Source organism: Microbacterium testaceum, from assembly GCF_003075375.1.
Taxonomy (GTDB): domain Bacteria; phylum Actinomycetota; class Actinomycetes; order Actinomycetales; family Microbacteriaceae; genus Microbacterium; species Microbacterium testaceum_E.
The window spans coordinates 17205-36794 of sequence record NZ_QDFT01000023.1 but is presented as its reverse complement, the minus strand read 5'-3'; the positions used below and the strand labels follow the sequence as shown (position 1 = coordinate 36794).

General features: G+C 72.7%; 18 protein-coding genes and 1 tRNA gene. 9 read left to right on the top strand and 10 right to left on the bottom strand.

Annotation, left to right across the window (positions count from 1 at the left end):
- Window positions 1–64: 64 nt before the first annotated feature.
- The 3 genes from DC432_RS10305 to DC432_RS10295 all read right to left on the bottom strand — a co-directional run bounded on the left by DC432_RS10305 (window position 65) and on the right by DC432_RS10295 (window position 3490).
- A complete protein-coding gene (locus DC432_RS10305; protein WP_116537817.1) occupies window positions 65–1093 on the bottom strand; it encodes a LacI family DNA-binding transcriptional regulator in 1029 nt (342 codons plus the stop codon).
- A gap of 166 nt (window positions 1094–1259) precedes the next feature.
- On the bottom strand, window positions 1260–2816 hold the full coding sequence (locus DC432_RS10300; protein WP_116537816.1) for a serine/threonine-protein kinase: 1557 nt from the start codon (window positions 2814–2816) through the stop codon (window positions 1260–1262).
- 155 nt (window positions 2817–2971) lie between these two features.
- Complete coding sequence (locus DC432_RS10295; RefSeq protein WP_116537815.1) at window positions 2972–3490, bottom strand: DUF2231 domain-containing protein; 519 nt, start codon at window positions 3488–3490, stop codon at window positions 2972–2974.
- A 136-nt stretch (window positions 3491–3626) separates the two neighbouring features.
- Here DC432_RS10295 and DC432_RS10290 point away from each other — a divergent pair, with 136 nt between their 5' ends.
- The 4 genes from DC432_RS10290 to DC432_RS10275 all read left to right on the top strand — a co-directional run bounded on the left by DC432_RS10290 (window position 3627) and on the right by DC432_RS10275 (window position 8852).
- A complete protein-coding gene (locus DC432_RS10290) occupies window positions 3627–6095 on the top strand; it encodes an acyltransferase (RefSeq protein WP_243393095.1) in 2469 nt (822 codons plus the stop codon).
- A 55-nt stretch (window positions 6096–6150) separates the two neighbouring features.
- Entirely contained in the window at window positions 6151–7080 is a 930-nt protein-coding gene (gene glsA, locus DC432_RS10285; RefSeq protein ID WP_116537814.1) for a glutaminase A, read from the top strand.
- A 93-nt stretch (window positions 7081–7173) separates the two neighbouring features.
- A complete protein-coding gene (locus tag DC432_RS10280; RefSeq protein ID WP_116537813.1) occupies window positions 7174–7548 on the top strand; it encodes a tRNA-dihydrouridine synthase in 375 nt (124 codons plus the stop codon).
- Window positions 7548–8852 (top strand): glutathionylspermidine synthase family protein, encoded by a 1305-nt coding sequence (locus tag DC432_RS10275; protein WP_116537812.1) that lies wholly within the window; start codon window positions 7548–7550, stop codon window positions 8850–8852. The genes DC432_RS10280 and DC432_RS10275 overlap by 1 nt, the downstream gene beginning before the upstream one ends.
- A gap of 50 nt (window positions 8853–8902) precedes the next feature.
- Here DC432_RS10275 and def read toward each other — a convergent pair whose 3' ends face one another.
- The gene (gene def, locus DC432_RS10270) at window positions 8903–9469 is read right to left on the bottom strand and encodes a peptide deformylase (protein ID WP_116537811.1); all 567 of its coding nucleotides are present in this window, start codon (window positions 9467–9469) and stop codon (window positions 8903–8905) included.
- A gap of 41 nt (window positions 9470–9510) precedes the next feature.
- Between def and DC432_RS10265 the strand changes: the two genes are divergently transcribed.
- Complete coding sequence (locus DC432_RS10265; protein WP_243393094.1) at window positions 9511–10476, top strand: DMT family transporter; 966 nt, start codon at window positions 9511–9513, stop codon at window positions 10474–10476.
- An 81-nt stretch (window positions 10477–10557) separates the two neighbouring features.
- Here the strand turns inward: DC432_RS10265 and DC432_RS10260 are convergent, their stop codons facing one another.
- A complete protein-coding gene (locus tag DC432_RS10260; protein WP_116537810.1) occupies window positions 10558–11013 on the bottom strand; it encodes a hypothetical protein in 456 nt (151 codons plus the stop codon).
- 134 nt (window positions 11014–11147) lie between these two features.
- On the opposite strand from DC432_RS10260, the gene DC432_RS10255 reads away from it, so the two are divergent.
- Window positions 11148–11221, top strand: a tRNA-Ile gene (locus DC432_RS10255).
- Between the two features lie 132 nt (window positions 11222–11353).
- Window positions 11354–12250, top strand: a complete 897-nt coding sequence (locus tag DC432_RS10250; RefSeq protein ID WP_207770800.1) for a zinc-ribbon domain-containing protein — start codon at window positions 11354–11356, stop codon at window positions 12248–12250.
- 181 nt (window positions 12251–12431) lie between these two features.
- Here the strand turns inward: DC432_RS10250 and DC432_RS10245 are convergent, their stop codons facing one another.
- The 3 genes from DC432_RS10245 to DC432_RS10235 all read right to left on the bottom strand — a co-directional run bounded on the left by DC432_RS10245 (window position 12432) and on the right by DC432_RS10235 (window position 15859).
- The gene (locus tag DC432_RS10245; RefSeq protein ID WP_116537809.1) at window positions 12432–13250 is read right to left on the bottom strand and encodes an SDR family oxidoreductase; all 819 of its coding nucleotides are present in this window, start codon (window positions 13248–13250) and stop codon (window positions 12432–12434) included.
- 186 nt (window positions 13251–13436) lie between these two features.
- Window positions 13437–14459 carry a CNNM domain-containing protein gene (locus tag DC432_RS10240; RefSeq protein ID WP_116537808.1) on the bottom strand — a complete coding sequence of 341 codons (1023 nt, stop codon included), beginning with the start codon at window positions 14457–14459 and terminating at the stop codon, window positions 13437–13439.
- Window positions 14456–15859: a hemolysin family protein gene (locus DC432_RS10235; protein ID WP_116537807.1), complete on the bottom strand. Its 1404-nt coding sequence runs from the start codon at window positions 15857–15859 to the stop codon at window positions 14456–14458. Before DC432_RS10235 ends, DC432_RS10240 begins: the two co-directional genes overlap by 4 nt.
- Window positions 15860–16163: 304 nt before the next feature.
- Here DC432_RS10235 and DC432_RS10230 point away from each other — a divergent pair, with 304 nt between their 5' ends.
- The gene (locus tag DC432_RS10230; RefSeq protein WP_207770799.1) at window positions 16164–16505 is read left to right on the top strand and encodes an ATP-dependent DNA ligase; all 342 of its coding nucleotides are present in this window, start codon (window positions 16164–16166) and stop codon (window positions 16503–16505) included.
- A 146-nt stretch (window positions 16506–16651) separates the two neighbouring features.
- Here DC432_RS10230 and DC432_RS10225 read toward each other — a convergent pair whose 3' ends face one another.
- Window positions 16652–18085: a sensor histidine kinase gene (locus DC432_RS10225; protein ID WP_165801242.1), complete on the bottom strand. Its 1434-nt coding sequence runs from the start codon at window positions 18083–18085 to the stop codon at window positions 16652–16654.
- Window positions 18082–18756: a response regulator transcription factor gene (locus DC432_RS10220; RefSeq protein WP_116537806.1), complete on the bottom strand. Its 675-nt coding sequence runs from the start codon at window positions 18754–18756 to the stop codon at window positions 18082–18084. Before DC432_RS10220 ends, DC432_RS10225 begins: the two co-directional genes overlap by 4 nt.
- A 145-nt stretch (window positions 18757–18901) precedes the next feature.
- On the opposite strand from DC432_RS10220, the gene DC432_RS10215 reads away from it, so the two are divergent.
- A complete protein-coding gene (locus tag DC432_RS10215) occupies window positions 18902–19489 on the top strand; it encodes a hypothetical protein (protein WP_116537805.1) in 588 nt (195 codons plus the stop codon).
- Window positions 19490–19590: the final 101 nt, after the last annotated feature.

Here is a 19590-nt window from a genome sequence, read left to right as displayed (position 1 = left end):
AGCTCGCGGACCACGTCGTTACGTAAACGCGACGAAACTTCTGCGAAAGTTCGAACGGCGCCGGTCAGCCCTCGCGCGGGGGCGCGGTGCTGGCGCGGACGACGAGGTGCGTGGCGAGTTCCACGCGGGCGACACCGCCCGCGGCGGTCCGCGCCGAGGGGTCGAGGAGCATCCGCGCGGCCTCGACACCCATCCTCCTCAGCGGCTGGTGCACCGTCGTGAGCGCCGGGCTGACCCACCGCGCCGGGGCGATGTCGTCGTACCCCACCACCGACAGGTCCTCGGGCACGCGCAGCCCGCGCTCGCGAGCGGCGTCGTAGACCCCCAGCGCCTGAAGGTCGTTGCCCGCGAAGACGGCGGTCGGACGATCGGGCAGCGCCAGGATCTCCCGCGCCGCGTCGCGGCCGAAGTCGACGTGGAAGGTGCCGAACCGCACCCACAGCGGATCGACGTCGAGACCGGCCGTCGCCATCGCGGAGCGGTACCCGTCCAGTCGCGCGAACGAGCACAGCATGTCGCTCGGGCCGGTGATGGCCGCGATCCGCCGATGACCGAGCTCGAGCAGGTGCCGCGTCGCCGCCAGCCCTCCGGCCCAGTTGGCGGATCCGACCGACGGGACGTCGGCCGGCGGGTCCCCGGCCGAATCGACGACCACCGAGGGGATGCCACGAGCGGCGAGCCGCGCGCGCTGACGCGCGAGAACGGCCGACGCCACCAGGACGATGCCGGCGGGCCGACGCCGCAGCACGCCCTCGATCCACTGCTCGCCGAGGGAGTGCGCCCCGCCGCTCTCGGTGACGACGACCGCGAGACCCTGCTCCTTGGCGACCTCTTGCACCCCCGCGATGATCTCCATCGACCAGCTCGCCTCGAACTCGTGGAAGACGAGCTCGATCAGACCGCCCGGCGGGCGCTCCCGCTGCGACCGCCGCACGTACCCGCGCGCGGTGAGCAGACCCTCGATCCGCGCGCGCGTCGCGGGCGAGATGTCGCCGTGGCCGTTGAGCACCTTCGAGATGGTCGCGACGGAGACGCCCGCCTCGTCCGCGATGTCGCTCAGGCGGACGCGTTCACGGGAATCGGGGCTTCGCATCGCCGCAGCTTACGCCCGTTCCGCGAAACTTACGTGAGCTTTCGACCGCCCACCGCGTGCCCGCCCCCCGTCGAGTGTCCAAGACACACCGCACCACCGCGACACCGCACGGCGTTTCCTGGACACTCGACGGATCCACCGCGCGCGACCGCGCGCTCCGGCGCCCTCATCCCGCGGGCGTCGCGGTGGGCGAGGGCTTCGGACCGTTGCCGTTCCCGTGATTGCCGACGGGTGTCACGTGCCCGGGGGCCTGGTCCGATCGGCCGGGGCCCGACCCGGCGCCCGGGGCGATGCCCGGACCGGGGTTCGCGCTCGCCGCCGGGGACGGCGCGCTCGTGGGCACCCCGCCGCCGGGCGAACCGCTCTCGGGCGCGACCGGGGTGCCGGGCGCCGGGTTCGTCTCGACGGGCGACGGAGCGGAGGGAGTCGTCGGAGCGGTGTCGGCGATCGGATCGGCCACCACGTCGACCGGCGCGCTCGGCGCGGGCGGGGTGTCGGCATCCGTCGACGAAACCGGGAGCACTGCCTGGCTGGGGGTCGGATCGGGTGCGGAGCGCTCGGCCAGGGCCGGGGTCGCGCTCGACGTGGGAGCGGGCTGACGATCCGTGGTCGCCCCGCCCGCGGAGCCAAGCGAGAAGGCCAGCACGTGTCCGCCCACGACGACGGCCGCCGCCGCGGCTGCGCCCGCCCACACCCAGCCGCGTCCCCGGGCCCGCTCTCGACGGGCGCGCGAACCGGGAGCCGCAGCGGTTGTCGTCTCGCGGGCCGGTACCGGGGTCGACGCCGACGACACCACCGCGGGGGCGAACAGCTCATCGAGCGCGCGGGTCTCGTCATCCGCCCGCGAGATCGACCCGAGCGCGGCCGGCGCCGGCGCGTCGGGCGCGAGCTCGGCGGCGCGCCGGGCCACATCCGCCGCGCGCGGCCGCGCGTCGGGGTCGGTCGCCGTCATCGCCGTCAACAGCGACCGCCACTCGTAGCCGAGGCCGGCGGGCACCTCGGGCTGGCGGGCGAGGCGCGCGAGCACGCTCTCCTGCAGAGTCCCGGCACCGAACGGCGACAGACGCGTCAGCGCCTCGATCGCCAGCAGACCCAGGGCGTAGACGTCCGACTCGGCGCGGGGCGGCTCGCCGCGCACCTGCTCGGGCGCCAGGTAGGCGGCGGTGCCGATGACCGTTCCCGGCGTCGTCAACCGCGTCGCGTCGATCAGGTGGGCGACGCCGAAGTCGGCGAGAACCGCCTCGAAGGGCACCTCGCGTCCGCGGACGGGCCGCAGCAGCACGTTCGACGGCTTGACGTCGCGGTGGACGATACCGGCCTCGTGCACCGTCGCCAACGCCCCCGCCAGATCGCGGACGAAGCCGGCCACCTCGGCGACGGGGATCGGCCCGTCCTCGATGCGCCGGCGCAGAGACGGCCCCTCGATGAGCTCCATGACGAGGTAGACGTGATCACCCGCTCCCAGCCGCGCGTCGTAGAGCGTGACGAGCGAGGGGTGGTCGAGAGCGGCCAGCGCGCGTGCTTCGGCCAGCCGCCGGATGGGCGCCGGGTCATCGCCCCCGTCGAGGTGGAAGATCTTGATCGCGACGTCTCGAGCGAGCACCTCGTCACGGGCGCGGAAGACGCGGCCCATCCCTCCCGCACCGATGCGCTCGCGCAGGATGTAGCGCCCGCCGAGGATGTCGCCCGCGTGAGGCATCGGAAGGTCGGGGGCGTGGCTCATCGGGTCCTTCGGGAGGAGGCGCCGCGGGGGCGAGCAGCGAGGGGGGATGCCGTGCGGTCATCCCTCCGAGAGCCGACACTATGCACACGTGGTGCGCGCCGGACGGGGGTGGCGAGCGGGGGTGCCGACGCGCATAATGCCCGCCGGTCCGCGTCTCAGCCGTCGTCGCCGCCCGACGGCGTCCCGCCGGTGTCGCTCGACCACACCGCACGCGCGCCGCTATCGCCCACCTGCACGACCGAGACGGTGGTGCCCACCGACACCGCGACCGCGACGACGGCGATGACGAGCGTCAGCACGCGCGAGCGACCGGGGGCGGCACGCTGCTCGGCCGAACGAGGCGCCCGACGATCGCGTACCCGGAACCACACCCACTGCCCCGCGGCGACGACGAACAGGCCGATCGCCCACGGCAGCAGCTGATCGCCGAGCTCGGTGTGCCGCTCGAGCACCGCCGACTCCGGCACCTGCCGCTCCAGGGCTTCTCCGGCCTCTTTCGCCAGCGGCACGAAGATCAGCGCCACGAGTGCGACGATCGGGGTGAGGATGCCGAGACGGCGACGCGCCGCCGGCCAGACGCTGCCGAGGACGACCATCAGCGCCGCCAGCGGGATGAGCACGACCACGGCGTGCACCAGCAAGGGATGAGCGGGAAGACCCGCGATCTGCCACATGCGCTCATGAAAGCACCGCGACGTCGCGCAGAACGGGGCTTGCTTTCGCGCGGGGTCGGTGCTTGCCGTACACCCGTCGTGGGAGCGCTTCCACTAAGCTCTCTGCGGCCGGTTCCCGCGGCCGGAGGGAGCTGTTGTGATCGCTCGCGTGTCGCGTGTGCGGCGTGATCTGCAGGGTCTGCGCGCGATCGCCGTCCTGGCGGTCGTGGGGACCCATCTCACGGGGTGGCCCCGCGGGGGCTTCGTCGGCGTCGACGTGTTCTTCGTGCTCTCGGGATTCCTCGTCACCGGCATCCTTCTCTCCGAGCTGCGCGTCGCGGGGACCATCCGGCTGTCGACGTTCTTCGCGCGGCGCCTGAAACGCCTGCTCCCCGCCGCCCTGCTCGTGATGGCCGTCGTCGTCGCCGCCGGGTTCGCGCTGTTCTCGGTCGTCCGTGCCGAGAGGACGGTCGGCGACGCGCTCGCCGCGGTGGGACTCGTCTCGAACTGGCGCTTCGGACTCGAGGGCCGCGACTACTTCGCCGCGGGCGACGTGTCACCGCTGCAGCACTTCTGGTCGCTCTCGGTCGAGGAGCAGTTCTCGGTCGCGTGGCCCGTGATGGTCCTGGGGGCGGCGATGCTGCTGCCGCGAACCATCCGCCGCGGACGCGGGGGTCGAATGACCGTCGCCGTCCTCGCGCTGGCGGTGATCGCCCTCTCCGGGGCCGCGGCGGTCCTACTGACGCCCGTGGACGCCAGCATGGCGTACTTCTCGACGACGACCAGGGTGGGCGAACTCGCCGTGGGCGCGATGCTCGCGGCATCCCGCGGACCGCTCCGCCGCCTGCACCCGGCGGTGGGCGGTGCGATGGCGTGGGCGGGCCTGGGTGTCGTCGTCGCCGCGTTCTTCGTCGTCGACCCCACCGAACCCTTCCCCGCGCCGTGGGCGGCGCTGCCCGTGGCCGGGGCGGCCCTGGTGATCGCCGGCGGGGTGGCCGGCGACCCCCGCCACCGCCACTTGTTCCCGCTGTCCAACCCCGTCGCCGTCGCCATCGGGGACGTGTCGTACTCGCTCTACCTGTGGCATTTGCCCGTCATCGTGTTCGCGGGCGTCGTCCTGCCCCCCGGCCCCGCTGCCCTCGCCATCACCGCCCTGGGGATCGCGGTGCTGACCGTCGCGACGTACCTCGGCGTGGAGCAGCCGCTCCATCGCCTGCCGTGGCCGCTCGCCACGCGTCAAGACGGTCGACCCGTGGCCGTGCCACCGGCTCCGTCCACCCCCTCCGCCTCGCCGGCGGCGGCCGTACCCGCTCGCGCGAGTGCCCTCACCTCGCGACCGCCCGGATGGGTGCCCGGTCAGCGGTACTACCCCGGCTCGCGCCCTACGACTCCCGCCGCCGCGGGTCGCGCTCCCGCCGCCGGGGGACATGCTCCCGCCGCCGCGAGTCCGACCCTCGCCGCACCGGCGACCGTCCCCGACACCCGTCGCCCCGGCACCGCCCCTGCGCACCCGTCCTCCGAGACGCCTGCCCCCGGCGCATCCGCGCCGGCCATTACCGCGGCGTCCCCCGTGGCCCCCGCGACCCCCGCGACACCCGCCACCGCCACCGAGGACTGGGCGACGTGGCGCGAGCGCTTCGCACCGCGCGCTGCGATGGCCCTGACCTCTCTGGTCATCGGCGCCGGCGCGACCGTCCTCGCGGTGCTCCTCGCCTACGGCGCACCAGCCCTGCCGGGTATGCCGACCGTAGCGCCCGCGTCGACCGAGGCGGCTGTCGACGCCGGCGACGCTCTCGCGACGCTTCAGGACCAACTCGCCGCCGCGACGACCGCCGACGCCTGGCCGACGCTCCATCCCTCGCTCGACCAGGCTTTGCGCGACTCCTCGTCGGCCAACCCCGCCCACGACTGCTTCACCCCGGATCGCGCTCCGGATGCCGACTCCTGCTCGTGGGGCGACCCCGGCGCCGCCCACCACCTGTACCTCGTCGGCGATTCCAGCGCCATGGCCTACGCTCCCGCGTTCGCACGGCTCGCGGCCGAGAGCGGGGGTGCGTGGCGGGTGACGACCGTCGGGATGTACGGATGCCGCTTCACCGACGTCCTGATCGAGAGTCGCGACCCGGCGGTCACCGCCGGCTGCGACGCGCGCAAGCGCGAGGTGTCGGCCCTGGTGTCGGCCGCACCCGCCGACCTGGTGGTGGTGTCGAACGCGTTCACCCTGGCCCGCTCGGTCGACGGACGCGACCTGGGCGCCGGCGACCTGGCATCCGCCACCGCCCGCCTGGTCTCGGCCTGGGCGCCGCCGGGGCGCACCGTGTACCTCGCGCCCCCGCCGCACGGTGCCGATCTCGGGCGCTGCTTCTCGCCGGTGACGGGACCGAGCGCCTGCCTCTCGGCGGTCGACGACGTGTGGACGCAGATGCAGACCGCCGCCGAGGCGCAGGCCGCGACGACCGGTGACGCCGCCATCAGCGCTCTGCCGTTCACCTGCTGGCAGGGGATCTGCCCCGCCTTCGCCGGTGACACGCCCGTCCGCTACGACGACACGCACGTCACCCCGGCGTTCGCGGAGCGGCTGACTCCGATCCTGCGGGCCGCGCTGGCCGACCGCGGGCTGTACTGAGCGCCGGAGAACGCAACCCCGGGCGCGCCCGCCCGATGCCTGCGAGTCTGGGGGAGTGACCCCGAACCCCGATCCCTCCCGCTACGACGTCGAGGCGCTGCGCGAACGCGTGCGGCACGACCGGGACGGCCGGGTCGACGACAGCATCCCCGCCCTCGCCGGCGCCGACCCCGGCCTCTGCGGCATCGCACTCGCCCTGCCCGACGGCACGGTGCGCGTCAGCACCGAGGCCGACGTGACCGTGAGCGTGCAATCGGCGGTCAAGCCGTTCCTGTTCGCCCTCGCGCTGCTCGACACCGAGGGCGGAGCCCTCGACCGGGTCGGCATCGAGCCGACGGGGGAGTCCTTCGACGCCATCCTGCTCGAGAGCGGCACCGGGCGCCCGCCGAACCCCATGGTCAACGCCGGCGCCATCGTCACCGCCTCGCTCGTGAGGGGCGCGGGCCCCGAGGAGCGCATGGACCGGATCGCCGCCGGTCTCGCGGCCTTCGCCGGACGCGAACTCGACGTCGACGACGACATCGCCCACGACGAGCATCTGCTGGGCGACCGCAATCACGCGCTCGCCCACCTGCTGCGCGCCGAAGGCCAACTGCGGGCGTCGGCCGACGACGCCGTCGCCGTGTACGCACGCGCCTGTGCGACGCTGGTGGATGCCGAGACCCTCGCCGTCATGGGGGCCACCCTCGCCGGGGGAGGGGTCAATCCGCGCACGGGGGCGCGCGTCGTGCCCGAACGCGTCGCCCGCGACGTCGTGTCGGTCATGGCGACCTGCGGGATGTACGACGGATCGGGGCGGTGGATGCGCGCCGTCGGCGTCCCCGCCAAATCCAGCGTCTCGGGCGGTGTCGTCCTGGCCGCGCGGGGGCGCCTCGGGGCGGCGGTCGTCAGTCCACCCCTCGACGAGCAGGGCACGAGCGTCCGAGGCCGCCTCGCGAGCGAGGCCCTCAGCGACGAGCTCCACCTCCACGCCTTCGCGCGCTGACCCGACGCGGACCGGCTCCCGACGCCCGCGGCCACCCGGGTGTGAGAGCATCGCCGAGGAGCCGACGAACCGGCATCCCCGAGGAGAACCCCCATGCATCCGCACGCGCGCCGCCGCGCCTCCCGCACCGTCACCGTCGGCGTGGTCGCCGCGCTCGCCGCGACGCTCACCGGCTGCGGGCAGGGGACGAACGTCTCCGAGGACTACGCGCAGATCTGCCGCGACAACGCCACCGAGAAGCGTCTGCCCGACGACGACTGCAACAACCACGGCGGGGGAGCCGGGTGGTACTTCCTCCCCCTGGGTACGAGCAGCCGGACGATCCCCGCCGTCGGTCAGCCCGTATCGGGTGGAACCGACACGCTGCCATCCGGCCGCACCGCGGCGAAGGGCATCTCGAGCAGCGGCGACAGCGTGTCGCGCGGCGGCTTCGGCGGGTCGGGTTCGGGCGGAGGCTTCGGCGGCTGATGCACCGGATCGAGATGGACCCGCGCCCCGACTGGGAGCGCACGATCAAGCAGTCGGGTCTGATCTACTCGCGCTCCGTCCGCGACGACGGCTCGGCGGTGGAGTACTGGAACGACGGCGCCGCCTACGTCTTCACCCTGCCCGAGGTCGAGCAGCTCGAGCGCGAGACCGAAGAGCTGCACCGCATGAGTCGCGAAGCGGCGCGATACCTCGCCACGGGCGAACTCGGCACCCTCGGACTGCCCCCGCGGGCGTTCGAGTTCGCGCAGTGGTCGCTCGAGCAGGCCGAACCCGACGTCTACGCGCGCTTCGACCTGGCCTACGCCGGAGACGGCTCACCGGCCAAGATGCTCGAGTACAACGCCGACACCCCCACCGGCCTCATCGAGGCGTCGGTGACGCAGTGGATGTGGCTGCAGGACCGTATCGCCAGCGGCGCCGTGCCGGCCGGCACCGACCAGTGGAACGGTCTGCACGAGGCCCTGGTCGCCCGGTGGCGCACCCTGCTGCACCGCTCGCTGAACGAGGGCGAGGGCGGGCGGTTGTTCGTGGCCCACTCGGATGCCGACACCTACGGCGAGGACTGGGACACCGTCGCCTACATGCGCGACCTCGCCGCCGAGGCCGGGTGGGAGCACACCGGCATCGAGATGAAGGACATCGGCTGGCACCACGGAGCCCGCCAGTTCGTGGGCGTCCCCGAGCCGTGGGGCTCGTCCCGCAGCATCGCCGCCCTGCCCGGCGACGAACCGGGCACGCAGTTCCCCGTCATCCGCAACCTCTTCAAGCTCTACCCCTGGGAGGACCTCGTCTCGGGAGAGGACCGGGTCACCGGCGACCAGGAGTTCGGCGCGCTGCTCATCGCCGGCCGCGGGCTCTTCGGCCATTGGTACGAGCCGGCGTGGAAGATGCTGCTGTCCAACAAACTGCTGCTCGTCGCCCTGTGGCGCCTGTACCCCGGTCACCCCAACCTGCTGCCGGCCTACGCCGACGGCCCGAACGGCATGAGCGACTTCGTCGTCAAACCCGTCTTCGGCCGCGAGGGCGACGGCATCCGCGTCCACCGCGCCGACGGCACGGTCACCTCGAACGGGCAGGAGTACCGCCGCGAGGGACTCGGACGCGAACGCGTCTGGCAGCAGTACCACGAGCTGCCCGACTTCCCCGGCGCGCGGGGGAGCAACCACCCCGTCCTGGGGTCGTGGGTCGTCGACGACGAGGCGTACGGGGTCGGCATCCGCGAGTCCGACGGACCCATCACCGACTACTACTGCCGCTTCGCCCCCAACATCATCGAGGGCTGAGCCGGAACGGTTCCGGATGCCGCGCCCCGGCGCCGCACCCGTGACGACGCTCACGCGTCGATGTCGTCGACCCCCGGCATCCACGAGGCTCCCGGCTTGCCCCACTTGCGCTTCTTCGCGATCTTGGCCACGACCCGCGCATCCTCGTCGTCCAGACGATCGACGTACAGGACACCGTCGAGGTGGTCGAACTCGTGCTGCAGGATCCGCGCACGCCACCCCGTCACCTCGATGCGCACCGCGTGACCCTCGAGATCGGTGCCTGTCAGCAGCGCCGCTTCGGAACGACGCAGCGCAAAGCGCTCGCCGGGGAACGACAGGCACCCCTCGCTCTCTTCATCCGGGTCGGGGTAGCCGGGCTCGAGCGGGCGGATCCACAGCTCGGGGTTGATGACGACGCCGCGCCACGGCTGACCCTCGTCGTCCTCGTAGGTGTACGTGAAGATGCGCAGCCCCACGCCCACCTGCGGGGCGGCGAGACCGACGCCGGGAGCGGCGTCCATCGTCTCGAACATGTCGGCGACGAGCTGACGCACCTCGTCGGTGATCTCGTCGACGCGGGCAGCGGGAGCGTGCAACACGGGATCGCCCATGATGCGGATCGGGAGTACGGCCACGTCTCCAGCCTATCCAGCGGGGCTGCGGTTATCGTCGAGGGGTGACTCCGCTCGATGCCACCCTCAGCGACGGAATCGACCAGCTCGTCGGTGTGTTCCGCGACCCGCGCATCCTGCTCGGCATCCCGCTGGCCCTTCTCGGTGCCGTGTTCATGTCGTTCGGCGCGCAGTACCAGCACCGCGGCGTGCAGAAAGTCGAACGCCTGTCGGGCGGCAAGACCACCGGCGGCCTCTCACGCTCGCAGCTCACCTCGCTGCTGACGCGCCCGTCCTGGGTGGCCGGAACGGTCATGCTCGGATTGGCGATCGTGTGCCAGCTGTCCGCCCTGTCGGTGGCGCCGCTGATCCTCGTCCAGCCGCTGGGGGCGATCGCCCTCGTCATCACCACCGTGCTGAACGCCCGCGTCTCGCGTCACAAACCGACGCGGCAGTCCCTCGTCGCGATCGCGCTGTGCGTCGGCGGCATCCTCGTGTTCGTCACGATCGCGGCGTTCTTCGCCACCGAGCACGTGATCACCGAACGCGAACTGCTGATCATCCTCGGCATCCTGGCGGTCGTCGTCATCGTGTTCGGGGTCTTCTGGATCCTCGTCCGCCGTCGCGCGCAGGCGCTGTTCTACATCATGGCCGCGGGTGTCATCTACGGCTTCGTCGCGACACTGGCCAAGGTGGTCATCAGCCGCGCGCAGGCGGGCGACTTCGAGTGGCTGACGCTGCTGTGCCTGGTCGCGCTCCTCGCGGCGGTCGCGGTCGGCGCGTACTTCGTGCAGACCGCGTACTCGGTCGGCCCGCCCGACCTCGTCATCGCGGGCCTCACCGTGATCGACCCGATCGTCGCGGTGCTCATCGGCCTGCTGGTGCTCGGTGAGGCGTCGACGGCCCCGGCGTGGGCGCTCATCGGCTTCGTCATCGCCGGCGCCATCGCGACCTGGGGCGTCATCCAGCTGACGAAGCACCACCCGCAGGTCACCGCGGACGGCAAGCGCGCGAAGCCGCGGGTGAACTGAGACGGTCGTCGTCGGGACTCGCGACGACTCTTCCTCGTCCTGACGCGAGGGGCAGCCACGTCATGGGGGCGCAGGCGCCCGTCACTCTTCGGCGAAGGACGTCCACTCCTCCGCCACCAGCGTCAGCGAGTCCCCGTTCAGCGACTCCTGAAGCCCCAGATCCGTCGCGGCGTCGCGCAAGGACAAGTCGTCGCCGGCTTGGTCCTCCGCGTACAGATACAGGCTCGTGGCCCTGATGTCTGCGGCGTTGTCGGCCGTCACGTCGAGAACACGCGAGAGAGTCGTCGCGGCGACCTCTCGCCCGCCCGGCTCCACCCCCTCGGGCGAGAGCCGCACCGTCACCGTCAGACCGCCCGCGGCAGAGGGCGTGATGACCGCCTTCGCGCCGACGACACCGCTCCCTCCGGATTCGAGGGCAGCTGTCAAGCGAGCCTCCCGGTCGGCGGCACTGGGCCCGCCGTAGCAGGATGTCAGCCCGAACACGAGAGCGACGGTGACGACGGTCAGTCCTGTGCGAATCATGCTGATCCCCATCATTCCCCCAACGCGCGGGCGCTCGCCACGGGGCCCCCTCGTGTCAGCTCATGAACACCCTCACCACACCCCTCGCGGCTTCGTGGAGCAGGGAGCGCGGTGTGGACAACCGGATGCCGGTAGGCTCGTCATCGCTGGGGGCGGTGGCCAAGCTGGTCAAGGCAGCGGGCTCATAACCCGACGATCGTGGGTTCAAGTCCCACCCGCCCTACGACACGGAGTTCATCGCGGACTCGTAGACCTCCATCACCGGGTCGACCCGTTGTCCAATGCGGGCGCGCCCACGGATCATGGCCGCGCTGGCGGCGGTGATCGCCTCGGGTCGAGCCCGGAGCCTCGCTCGATGTCGGAGGTCGACGCTAGCTTCACCGCCGTGGCGGAACGCGTGCAGACCTGGTGGGCCCGACGACAGTGGTCGAAGGGACTCGACGTGCCTTATGCCGTGGGCGCGTATCGAGACGCCTGGGCGGCGTACCCCGCGCTCATCCGCCAGTACCACCCCGACCTCAACGCGGGGATCGCGCTCAGCCAGGTGCCGCCCGCGGCCGACGTCCTGCTGCTGTGGCAGTGCGACGCGGGGCATCGGTTCGCCGCGACGCCCGAAGAGCAGAGGCTGCGCCCCGGCCGGGAGCGCCGCCGCAGCGCGTGGTGCCCCGAGTGCAGCGAGCAGGCGAATCCCCGGCGGGCGGTGGCGCTGCCGATGCGGGCGTCGGTCGATGCCCCGGCCGTCACGGCCGCCGCGGTCCTGCGACCGCGCCACCGACCAGCCGCGCCGCCACTCTGCGCGAAAACCCCCGACGTGCCCGTGGGCACGGCCTTCACCTCTTCGTGCGCGCCCGCTCCGGCGTCGGCCGTCGAGGATCGCATCCGCTCCGACCTGCGCGAGCGCCTTTCGCTGGACCAGGGGCTCAACGCCGTACGTGTCGCCAAGCCGTTCTTCCAGCATCTCGAGGTGTGGCCGGACTTCGTCTTCGCCGAACTCCGCGTCGCCGTCGAGTACGACACGATCGGCCGCCACGGACTGGAGCACGTCGGAAAGCGCGAGATCGCGGACCGCCGCAAGGATCGGGCTCTCCGCACGGCGGGATGGGAGGTCATCCGGCTGCGCACGAGTGCTCTCGAGCCGCTCGGGCCGAACGACCTGCAGCTGTCGGCGTGGAACGGTCGCACGCTGGACCGCCTGATCGACGCGATGAGGAGCATCCGCGGTGCGCTGCTCGTGGACGCGTACGTTCTCTGAGCAGGCGGCGAGGGGGCGCGCGCCACGGCCCGCGAGGTGTCCCCTTCCCGGCCGCGCTTCGGGTCCGAAGCCGGGAAGGGGCGGGACGACGCGTCGTCCGCTTCGCCAGGTTAGAGGCGCAGGTCGCGATCTTGCGGTGATTGCGCTGATCTTGAGCCCACCTTGCGCAGGCACGGCCCCGTCACGAGCCGTGCGCCTCCTCGGACACGGGCTGCCACTCGCGCCAGGTCTGCAGACGGGACTCGTAGTCGCGCTCGGCGATGCCCAGGGGCGCCTTGCCGAAGAAGATGCGCAGCGGCGGGTTGTCGGCATCCACCACCTTGAGGATCGCGGAGCGGGTGGCCTCGGGCTTTCCCGGGTCCGCCGCGGACGGACGCTTCGACGCCTGCTCGCGCACCTCCGCGTAGGCCTCGATCTCGTCGCTGCGCTTCGCCGACGGTCCCGACCAGTCCGTCGAGTAGCCGCCGGGTTCGATGAGGGTGACGTGGATGCCGAATCCCGCGACCTCCTGGGCGAGCGACTGCGAGAGGCCCTCGAGGGCCCACTTCGACGCGTGGTACACGCCCACGGACGGGAACGCGCTGATGCCGCCGATGCTCGAGACCTGGATGATGTGGCCCGAGCCCTGCGCCCGCATGATCGGCAGAGCGGCCTGGGTGATCCAGAGCGCGCCGAAGAAGTTGGTCTCGAGCTGCGCCCGCACCTCGTCCTCGGCCAGCTCCTCGACCATGCCGAAGTGGCCGAAGCCGGCGTTGTTGATCACGACGTCGAGCCGGCCGAAGCGCTCGTGCGCGGCCTTGACCGTGGCCGTGTCGGCGGCGTGGTCGGTCACGTCGAGCTGCAGGGGCAGGAAGGTGTCGGGGTAGGCGTCCACCAGCTGGGTGACGTCGTCCAGATCGCGGGCGGTGCCGGCGACGCTGTCGCCTCGTTCGAGGGCCGCCTCGGCCCACTCGCGGCCGAAGCCCTTGGAGGCGCCGGTGATGAACCAGATCTTGCTCATGGAAGTCCTAACCGAAAGAGAGGGGGTGAACGGACGCGACGGTACGCCGCGCCCCTCTGGCTTCCGGACGGCTTGACAGTCCCCGCACACCGTCTCCGCGAGCGCGAACGCCCGCCGCCCACGGGACCGCGCCGGATGCGCGTGCCCGCGGGCGGCGGGCGGATGAGGGGGAGTGGATGCCGCGACTCACCGCGCGGCGACGACCACCTCTTCCGGCCCCGGCAGGATCTCGCGCAGCAGATCGTCCAGGGTGACGACGCCGAGCAGTCTGTCGCCGTCGACCACCGTCGCCAGCTGCACTCGACCGCGACGCATACGGGCGAGCGCATCGTACGCCGACGCATCGGGGGCGAGGATCAGCGGCTCTCGCGCGATGTCGCGCGCGGGGGTCTGCGGGGCGACGGCGAGCGTGTCGCGCACGTGGGCGACACGAGACGCGGCGCCCGTCCCCACGAGGATGCGCAGGTGGGTCGACGAGGCGGCGACCGCCTGGATGTCGGCGACCGTGGCATCCGCGGGAACCGCCGTCGGGCGTCGGTCGGTGCGCACGATGTCGCCGACCGTGAGGGTCCCCAGCGCGATCGCCTGCGCGATCGGCTCGGAGTACTGCTGCTCGAGCGTGCCCGCCTGGCGCGAGTGCGCCACGAGCTCGCGGATCGTGTCGGCGTCCTGACCGCCCGCGGCGGCCTTATCGACGGGTTCGACGCCCGACGCCTTCACGAGTCGGTTCGCGATGTGGTTGATCCAGAGCAGGAACGGACGCAGCGGCCAGGTGAGCGCGCGGGCCAGGATGCCGGTGGCCTTCGCCGCCGTCTCGGGGTGCGCGATCGCCCACGACTTCGGGGCCATCTCGCCGATCACCAGGTGCAGGAAGGTCACCACGATGAGCGCGAGCATGAACGCGATGATGTCGGCGAGCACGTAGGGCAGGCCCCAGGCCTCGAAGACCGGCGCGAGGGCGTAGTCGATCGCCGGCTTGGTGATCGCTCCCAGCAAGAAGGTGCAGGCCGTGATGCCCAGCTGCGCGAAAGCGAGCATGACGGTGAGCTCGTTCACTCCGCGCAACGCGGCACGGGCCGAGGCGCTGGTCGCGGCCTGCTCTTCGAGCCGGTGCCGACGCGCGGCGAGCAGGGCGAACTCGACGATGACGAAGAACGCGCTCGCGATGATCAAGCCGGTCGTGATGAGGGCGACGGTCCAGCCGTTCATCGGGCCACCTCCTCGTCGCGTGCGCCGTCTTCGCCGGCGGGCACGGCATCCCGGTCCACCTCGTCGAGCTGCACCTCGAGCTGCGAGGGGACGTGGCGGTCGACCTCGCGCACCTGGATGGTGAGCCAGCGCTCGATGTCCATGCCCTGGACGCTCTCGCTCGGGCGCTCGGGCAGATCGATGCGGACGACGGTGCCGACGGGGGGCAGATCGCCGTGCGCGTCGATGACCAGGCCCGCGACCGTCTCGACGTCGCTCTCGGCGAGGTCGTGGCCGATCAGACGCTCCAGCTCGTCGAGGTGCAGGTCGCCGGGCACGCTCCACGCGGCGTCGCCGACCGCGGCGACCTCGGTCACCTCGGCGTCGTGCTCGTCCGACAGCTCTCCGATCACCTCTTCGGTGAGGTCTTCGATGGTCAGGATGCCGTCGAAGTTGCCGTACTCGTCGACGACGCACGCGAGCTCGTTGCGCGAGCGGCGCATGCGGTCGAGGGCGACCGGCAGCAGCATCGACGTGGGGATGACGACCGCGGCGCGCATGACGGCGGCCACGGGCGCGTCGTCGGCGGGCTGTTCGCGGAGGATGTCGATGAGCTCCACGACACCGACGGGGGAGTCCTCGTCGCCGATGACCGGGTAGCGCGTGTGGCCTGTCGCCATGAGCGCGCGCACCTCGCCGACGGTGGTGTCGGGCGCGAGCGAACCGACCTGCGAGCGGGGGACCATCGCGTGCTCGACATCGCGCTGGGGGAAGTCGAGTATGCGGTCGATGATCATCGACAGATCGTCGGGCAGGTCGCCGCTCACGCGGGACTCTTCGATGATGGCCTCGAGGTCGCGCGCGGTGGCGCTCTCGTCGACGTCCTCGAGGGGCTCGATGCGCAGCAGGCGCAGCAGAGCGTTCGCGGCCACGTCGAACACCGTGATGAGCCAGCCGAACAGCAGCAGGTAGATGCGCGTGGGCACCGCCAACGCCCGGGCCAGCGGCTCGGGGCTCGCGATGGCGAGGTTCTTGGGGTACAGCTCGCCGAAGATCATCGTGACGACGGTCGCCAGCAGCAGCGCGCCCACGGTCCCGATGAGCACCGACACCGCCGGGTCGACGCCGACGCCGCCGAGCAGGGTCCCGATCGACTCGCCGATGAGGGGCTCGGCGACGTAGCCGATCAGCAGTCCCGTCACGGTGATGCCCAGCTGTGCGCCGGACAGCATGAACGACGTCCGCTTGGTGATGGCCAGAACGCGCTTCGCCTGCGCGTCGCCCTTCTCGGCCCGCGCGGCCAGGCGCGCGCGGTCGACGGACATATAGGCGAACTCCTGCGCGACGAAGAATCCGCAGGCGACGATGATCGCCAGGGTCACGATGATCCCCAACAGAAGCGTCAGGGCCGCAGCCAGCATCAGATCTCACCCCCTCTCACCTGGAAAGGGCTCGAAGATCGACCCTCCTGATCGGTGGAGGCAGAGGTGCGGTGGGGGCTCACGGGTGTTCTCTCTCGTGGGTCGGTGATCGCAGATCCCCTCGACGATATCGCCCGGAAAGCCGCGGAAACTGAGCATTCGCCCCGCTCCACCGATATATCGGTGAGGGCCCCGCCGGCGCCGCCGAAGTGAGATACTGGAGGTCCCCGCATTGCCTCGCCTCCCAGCGTGGTCCCGCCCGTGCTCTACCGGTACGCTTCAACGCGCCAGAAAAGGACCCGCCGTGGGACGCCTCATCTATCGAGACCGCGCATCGTTCGACATCGACGACCGCATCCTCACCCATCTCCGCATCGTCGTGATGAACAAGCTGCGCCGCAACGAGGGCTTCATGCTCCAGCTGCCGGTGAACGAGGGGATTCGCCAGGCGAGCCTGTGGATCCACGCCTCGAACGCGCTCGTCATGCAGTTCTACGGGGGGCGCGAACCCGCGATCGATCGCGCGCTCGTCGACCAGATGATGCACGACGCCAGCGGTGCGGACGGTCTGACGCTGACCGCCGCGGGCATCGCGCCGCAGCCCACGCCGACGCGTCAGACCGCGAGCGGACGAACCGCGTCCTGACGACCGCCCCGCCGAGGGCGGGCGCTCGCGTCGTGCCGCCGGCCGTCGCCGGATCCGACTTCGCGCCGCCCGCGCTCGGTGGGCGCTCGCGTCGGGCCGTCCGCCGTCGGCGGGCCACGTCGCGCCGCGGGCGGGCGCGGCCCGCGTCACCCCGCGGGCAGCGTGACGTCGAACCGTGCGCCCACCGGGACGGGGACGCACCGCACATCGCCGCCGTGCGCGCGGGCGATCCCCCGGGCGATCGGCAGTCCCAGCCCGACGCCGCCCGCCTTCTCGCGCCCCTCGTCCAGGCGCACGAGCCGGTCGAAGATGCGCTCGCGCTCGGCGGCCGGCACCCCCGGCCCGTCGTCGGTCACGCGGACCGTCGCGGTCCCGGCATCCGTGTCGCGGACGAGGGTCAGCGCGACAGTCCCGCGTCCTGCGGTCGCCCGAGCCGCGTTCTCGACGAGGTTCGACAGCACCTGCGCGATGCGGTCGACATCGACGTCGACGGGCATGACGGTGTCGGGGACGTCGACCCGCACCGTCAGCGAGGGGTGGGTCAGTGGCACCCGACGTGCCTCGGCCCGCACCAGGTCGCGCAGGTCCGCCCGCGCGCGCACGAGTTCGAGGCCGCGGTCGACCCGGGCCATCGTCAACAGGTCGTCCACCAGGCGCGACGCCCGCGCCGCCTCGCGGGCGACGTGCGCGGCGAGGACCTCGCGATCCGGGCCCTCGAGATCGGCGCGGACGAGGGTCTCGGCCGCCGCGCGGATGCCCGCCACGGGGGTGCGCAGCTCGTGCGCGGCATCCGACAGGAACGCCCGCAGCCGGGCTTCGGCGTCGCGCGCGGCGTGCTCCGCCCCGACGACGTCGTCGAGCATGTCGTCCAGCGCCGTGGCCACGCGACCGATCTCGGTATCGGAGCGCGTCGGCCGCAACCGGCGTTCCCGCTCGCCCGCGCCGATCGCCCGGGCCACCCGCGAGACCTGGTCCAGGGGCTGCAGACTCCGTCGCACCGCGAGGGTGACGGCCCCGGCCGCGAGCACGAGCACACCCACCGACGACACCGCGACGATCCACCGCACCTGGACGAGGGTCTCGCCGACGCCCACCGCCGAGGCGGTGAGCGTCAGCGTCGATCCGTCGCTCAGCGTCGAGCTCAGCGTGACGAGCTGATCGTCTCCCGACACGGCGGATGCCACGACCTCCACCCCATTGGTCGAGGCGCTCGGCGAGGGCTCCGATCGGTCGCCGGGGCCGGGCCCTCCGGGGCCGGGAGGCCCCTCACGCAGCTGATCCGGACTCGGCCCTGCCACCACCGACCCGCCGCCCGCGCTGTCGATGCGTACGGCGAGACCCTGATCCGACAGACGCTCCGCCAGGTCGGCGTCATCGACGGTGCCCACCAGCGAGGCGGCCGCCGCGGCCCGATCGCGCAGCCGTTCCTCGATCTGCCCGCGCAGGCGGGCCCCGAGGGCGAGGTCCACCACGACGGCCAGCACGACCAGCAGGAGCGCGACCACGGCGAGCACCGCGACGATCGTCCGCCGCCGGAGCGACCCCGACCGCAGCGGCGCGGTCGCCTCCCGCGCCCTCACGGCGCGACGCTCAGGCGGTACCCGAGCCCTCGCACCGTGTGGATCAGACGTGGGCCGTTCTGCTCCATCTTGCGGCGCAGGGCGCTCAGGTGCACCTCGACCAGATTCGGGTCGTAGTCCTCGTACCCCCACACCTGCGTCAGGATCTGCGCCTTCGACAGCGTTCGCCCCCGACTGTCGGCCAGCAGGTGCAGCAGTCGGAACTCCGTCGCCGTCAGATCGAGCGCCGCGCCACCGCGGTGCGCGGTCGCCGCGTTCGGGTCCACCACGAGATCACCCACGGAGATGGTCTGGGGGAGCCGTCCGCGACGGCGGAGCACCGCGGTGGACCGCGCGACGAGCTCCGCCATCGTGAACGGCTTGACGACGTAGTCGTCGGCGCCCTCGGCGAAGCCGCGCAGCCGATCGTCGACCTCGTCCCTCGCGGTCAGCATGATGACGGCCGCGTCTCCCGCCTCGCGCACCACCGGGAGCAACCGGATGCCGCTCGGCCCGGGCATCATCCAGTCCAGGATCACCAGGTCGGGGCGGAACGCGCGCAACCGCTCGTCCAGGTCGGTGCCGTCGGGGGCCGCCTCGGCGACGAAACCGTCGGCCCGCAGTGCGGTCGTCACGGCGAGGCGGATGGTCTCGTCGTCATCGAGGACGAGCACGCGTGCGGGAGAGGACATCCGCCCGACGATACGGACGACTCCTGGACGGGGAGTATGGCTTGCGTATGCGAACGCCCGGGTGCCCCCGGCTTCAGGTTCGCTTCAGTCCCGGCCCGAAATCTGGTCTCAGAGCCGGTGACCGCCACCGGCACGGGAAGAAGACATGAACGACGACAACCCCACCCTGCCGATCCCTCGCCACGAGGAGACCCCCGAACCCCGCCGCCGCTCGTGGCGCGGACCGGCGCTCATCGCCGGCGCCGTGATCGTCGCCGCGGGCCTGACCGGCGGAACCGCCGCCCTCGCCGCGCAGAACGGCGCGACCCCGCTCGCCGCGGCCACCTCGGCCCCCAGCGCCGACGGCGGCTCGACCGGCCCCGGCTCGGCACCCACCCCCGGTTCGACCCCCACCGGCGCCCCCGCCGACGGCACTGCTCCGACGCCCGGCGCGGACGGCACCGCCCCCACCCCGCCCGCGGACGGTGCGACTCCGCCCGCCGCCCCCGAGGGCGGCTCAGCCCCGACGGAGTGCGGCCCCGGCGGTGGACCCGCCGGTCACGGGCCGAAGGGTCCTCTCGGCGACGGTGAGAAGCCGACGCCCCCCGCGGACGGCACGGCCCCCACCCCGCCCGCCGCGGGCGAGAAGCCCACCCCTCCGGCGGACGGCACCGCACCCACCCCGCCCGCGGACGGCACCGCCCCCACCCCGCCGGCCGACGGCGCCCAGCCGACGCCGATCCCCGGCAGCTGACCCGCGTCCGGCCACCGCAACGGCGCCGGCCCGTCGCACCCGCGCCGGGCGACCCGCCCCGCTGACGGCCAGCCTCGCGTCGCATCGACCGGCTCACGCCG

What these genes read in the sequence shown, in the direction of transcription:
- DC432_RS10215 (WP_116537805.1), top strand. Translation starts at nt 18,902, where the DNA reads ATGAACGACGACAACCCCACCCTGCCGATCCCTCGCCACGAGGAGACC.
- DC432_RS10260 (WP_116537810.1), bottom strand. Translation starts at nt 11,013, where the DNA reads ATGATGGGGATCAGCATGATTCGCACAGGACTGACCGTCGTCACCGTC.
- DC432_RS10275 (WP_116537812.1), top strand. Translation starts at nt 7,548, where the DNA reads ATGCACCGGATCGAGATGGACCCGCGCCCCGACTGGGAGCGCACGATC.
- DC432_RS10250 (WP_207770800.1), top strand. Translation starts at nt 11,354, where the DNA reads ATGTCGGAGGTCGACGCTAGCTTCACCGCCGTGGCGGAACGCGTGCAG.
- DC432_RS10235 (WP_116537807.1), bottom strand. Translation starts at nt 15,859, where the DNA reads ATGCTGGCTGCGGCCCTGACGCTTCTGTTGGGGATCATCGTGACCCTG.
- DC432_RS10240 (WP_116537808.1), bottom strand. Translation starts at nt 14,459, where the DNA reads ATGAACGGCTGGACCGTCGCCCTCATCACGACCGGCTTGATCATCGCG.
- DC432_RS10245 (WP_116537809.1), bottom strand. Translation starts at nt 13,250, where the DNA reads ATGAGCAAGATCTGGTTCATCACCGGCGCCTCCAAGGGCTTCGGCCGC.
- DC432_RS10295 (WP_116537815.1), bottom strand. Translation starts at nt 3,490, where the DNA reads ATGTGGCAGATCGCGGGTCTTCCCGCTCATCCCTTGCTGGTGCACGCC.
- DC432_RS10220 (WP_116537806.1), bottom strand. Translation starts at nt 18,756, where the DNA reads ATGTCCTCTCCCGCACGCGTGCTCGTCCTCGATGACGACGAGACCATC.
- DC432_RS10305 (WP_116537817.1), bottom strand. Translation starts at nt 1,093, where the DNA reads ATGCGAAGCCCCGATTCCCGTGAACGCGTCCGCCTGAGCGACATCGCG.
- DC432_RS10280 (WP_116537813.1), top strand. Translation starts at nt 7,174, where the DNA reads ATGCATCCGCACGCGCGCCGCCGCGCCTCCCGCACCGTCACCGTCGGC.
- DC432_RS10300 (WP_116537816.1), bottom strand. Translation starts at nt 2,816, where the DNA reads ATGAGCCACGCCCCCGACCTTCCGATGCCTCACGCGGGCGACATCCTC.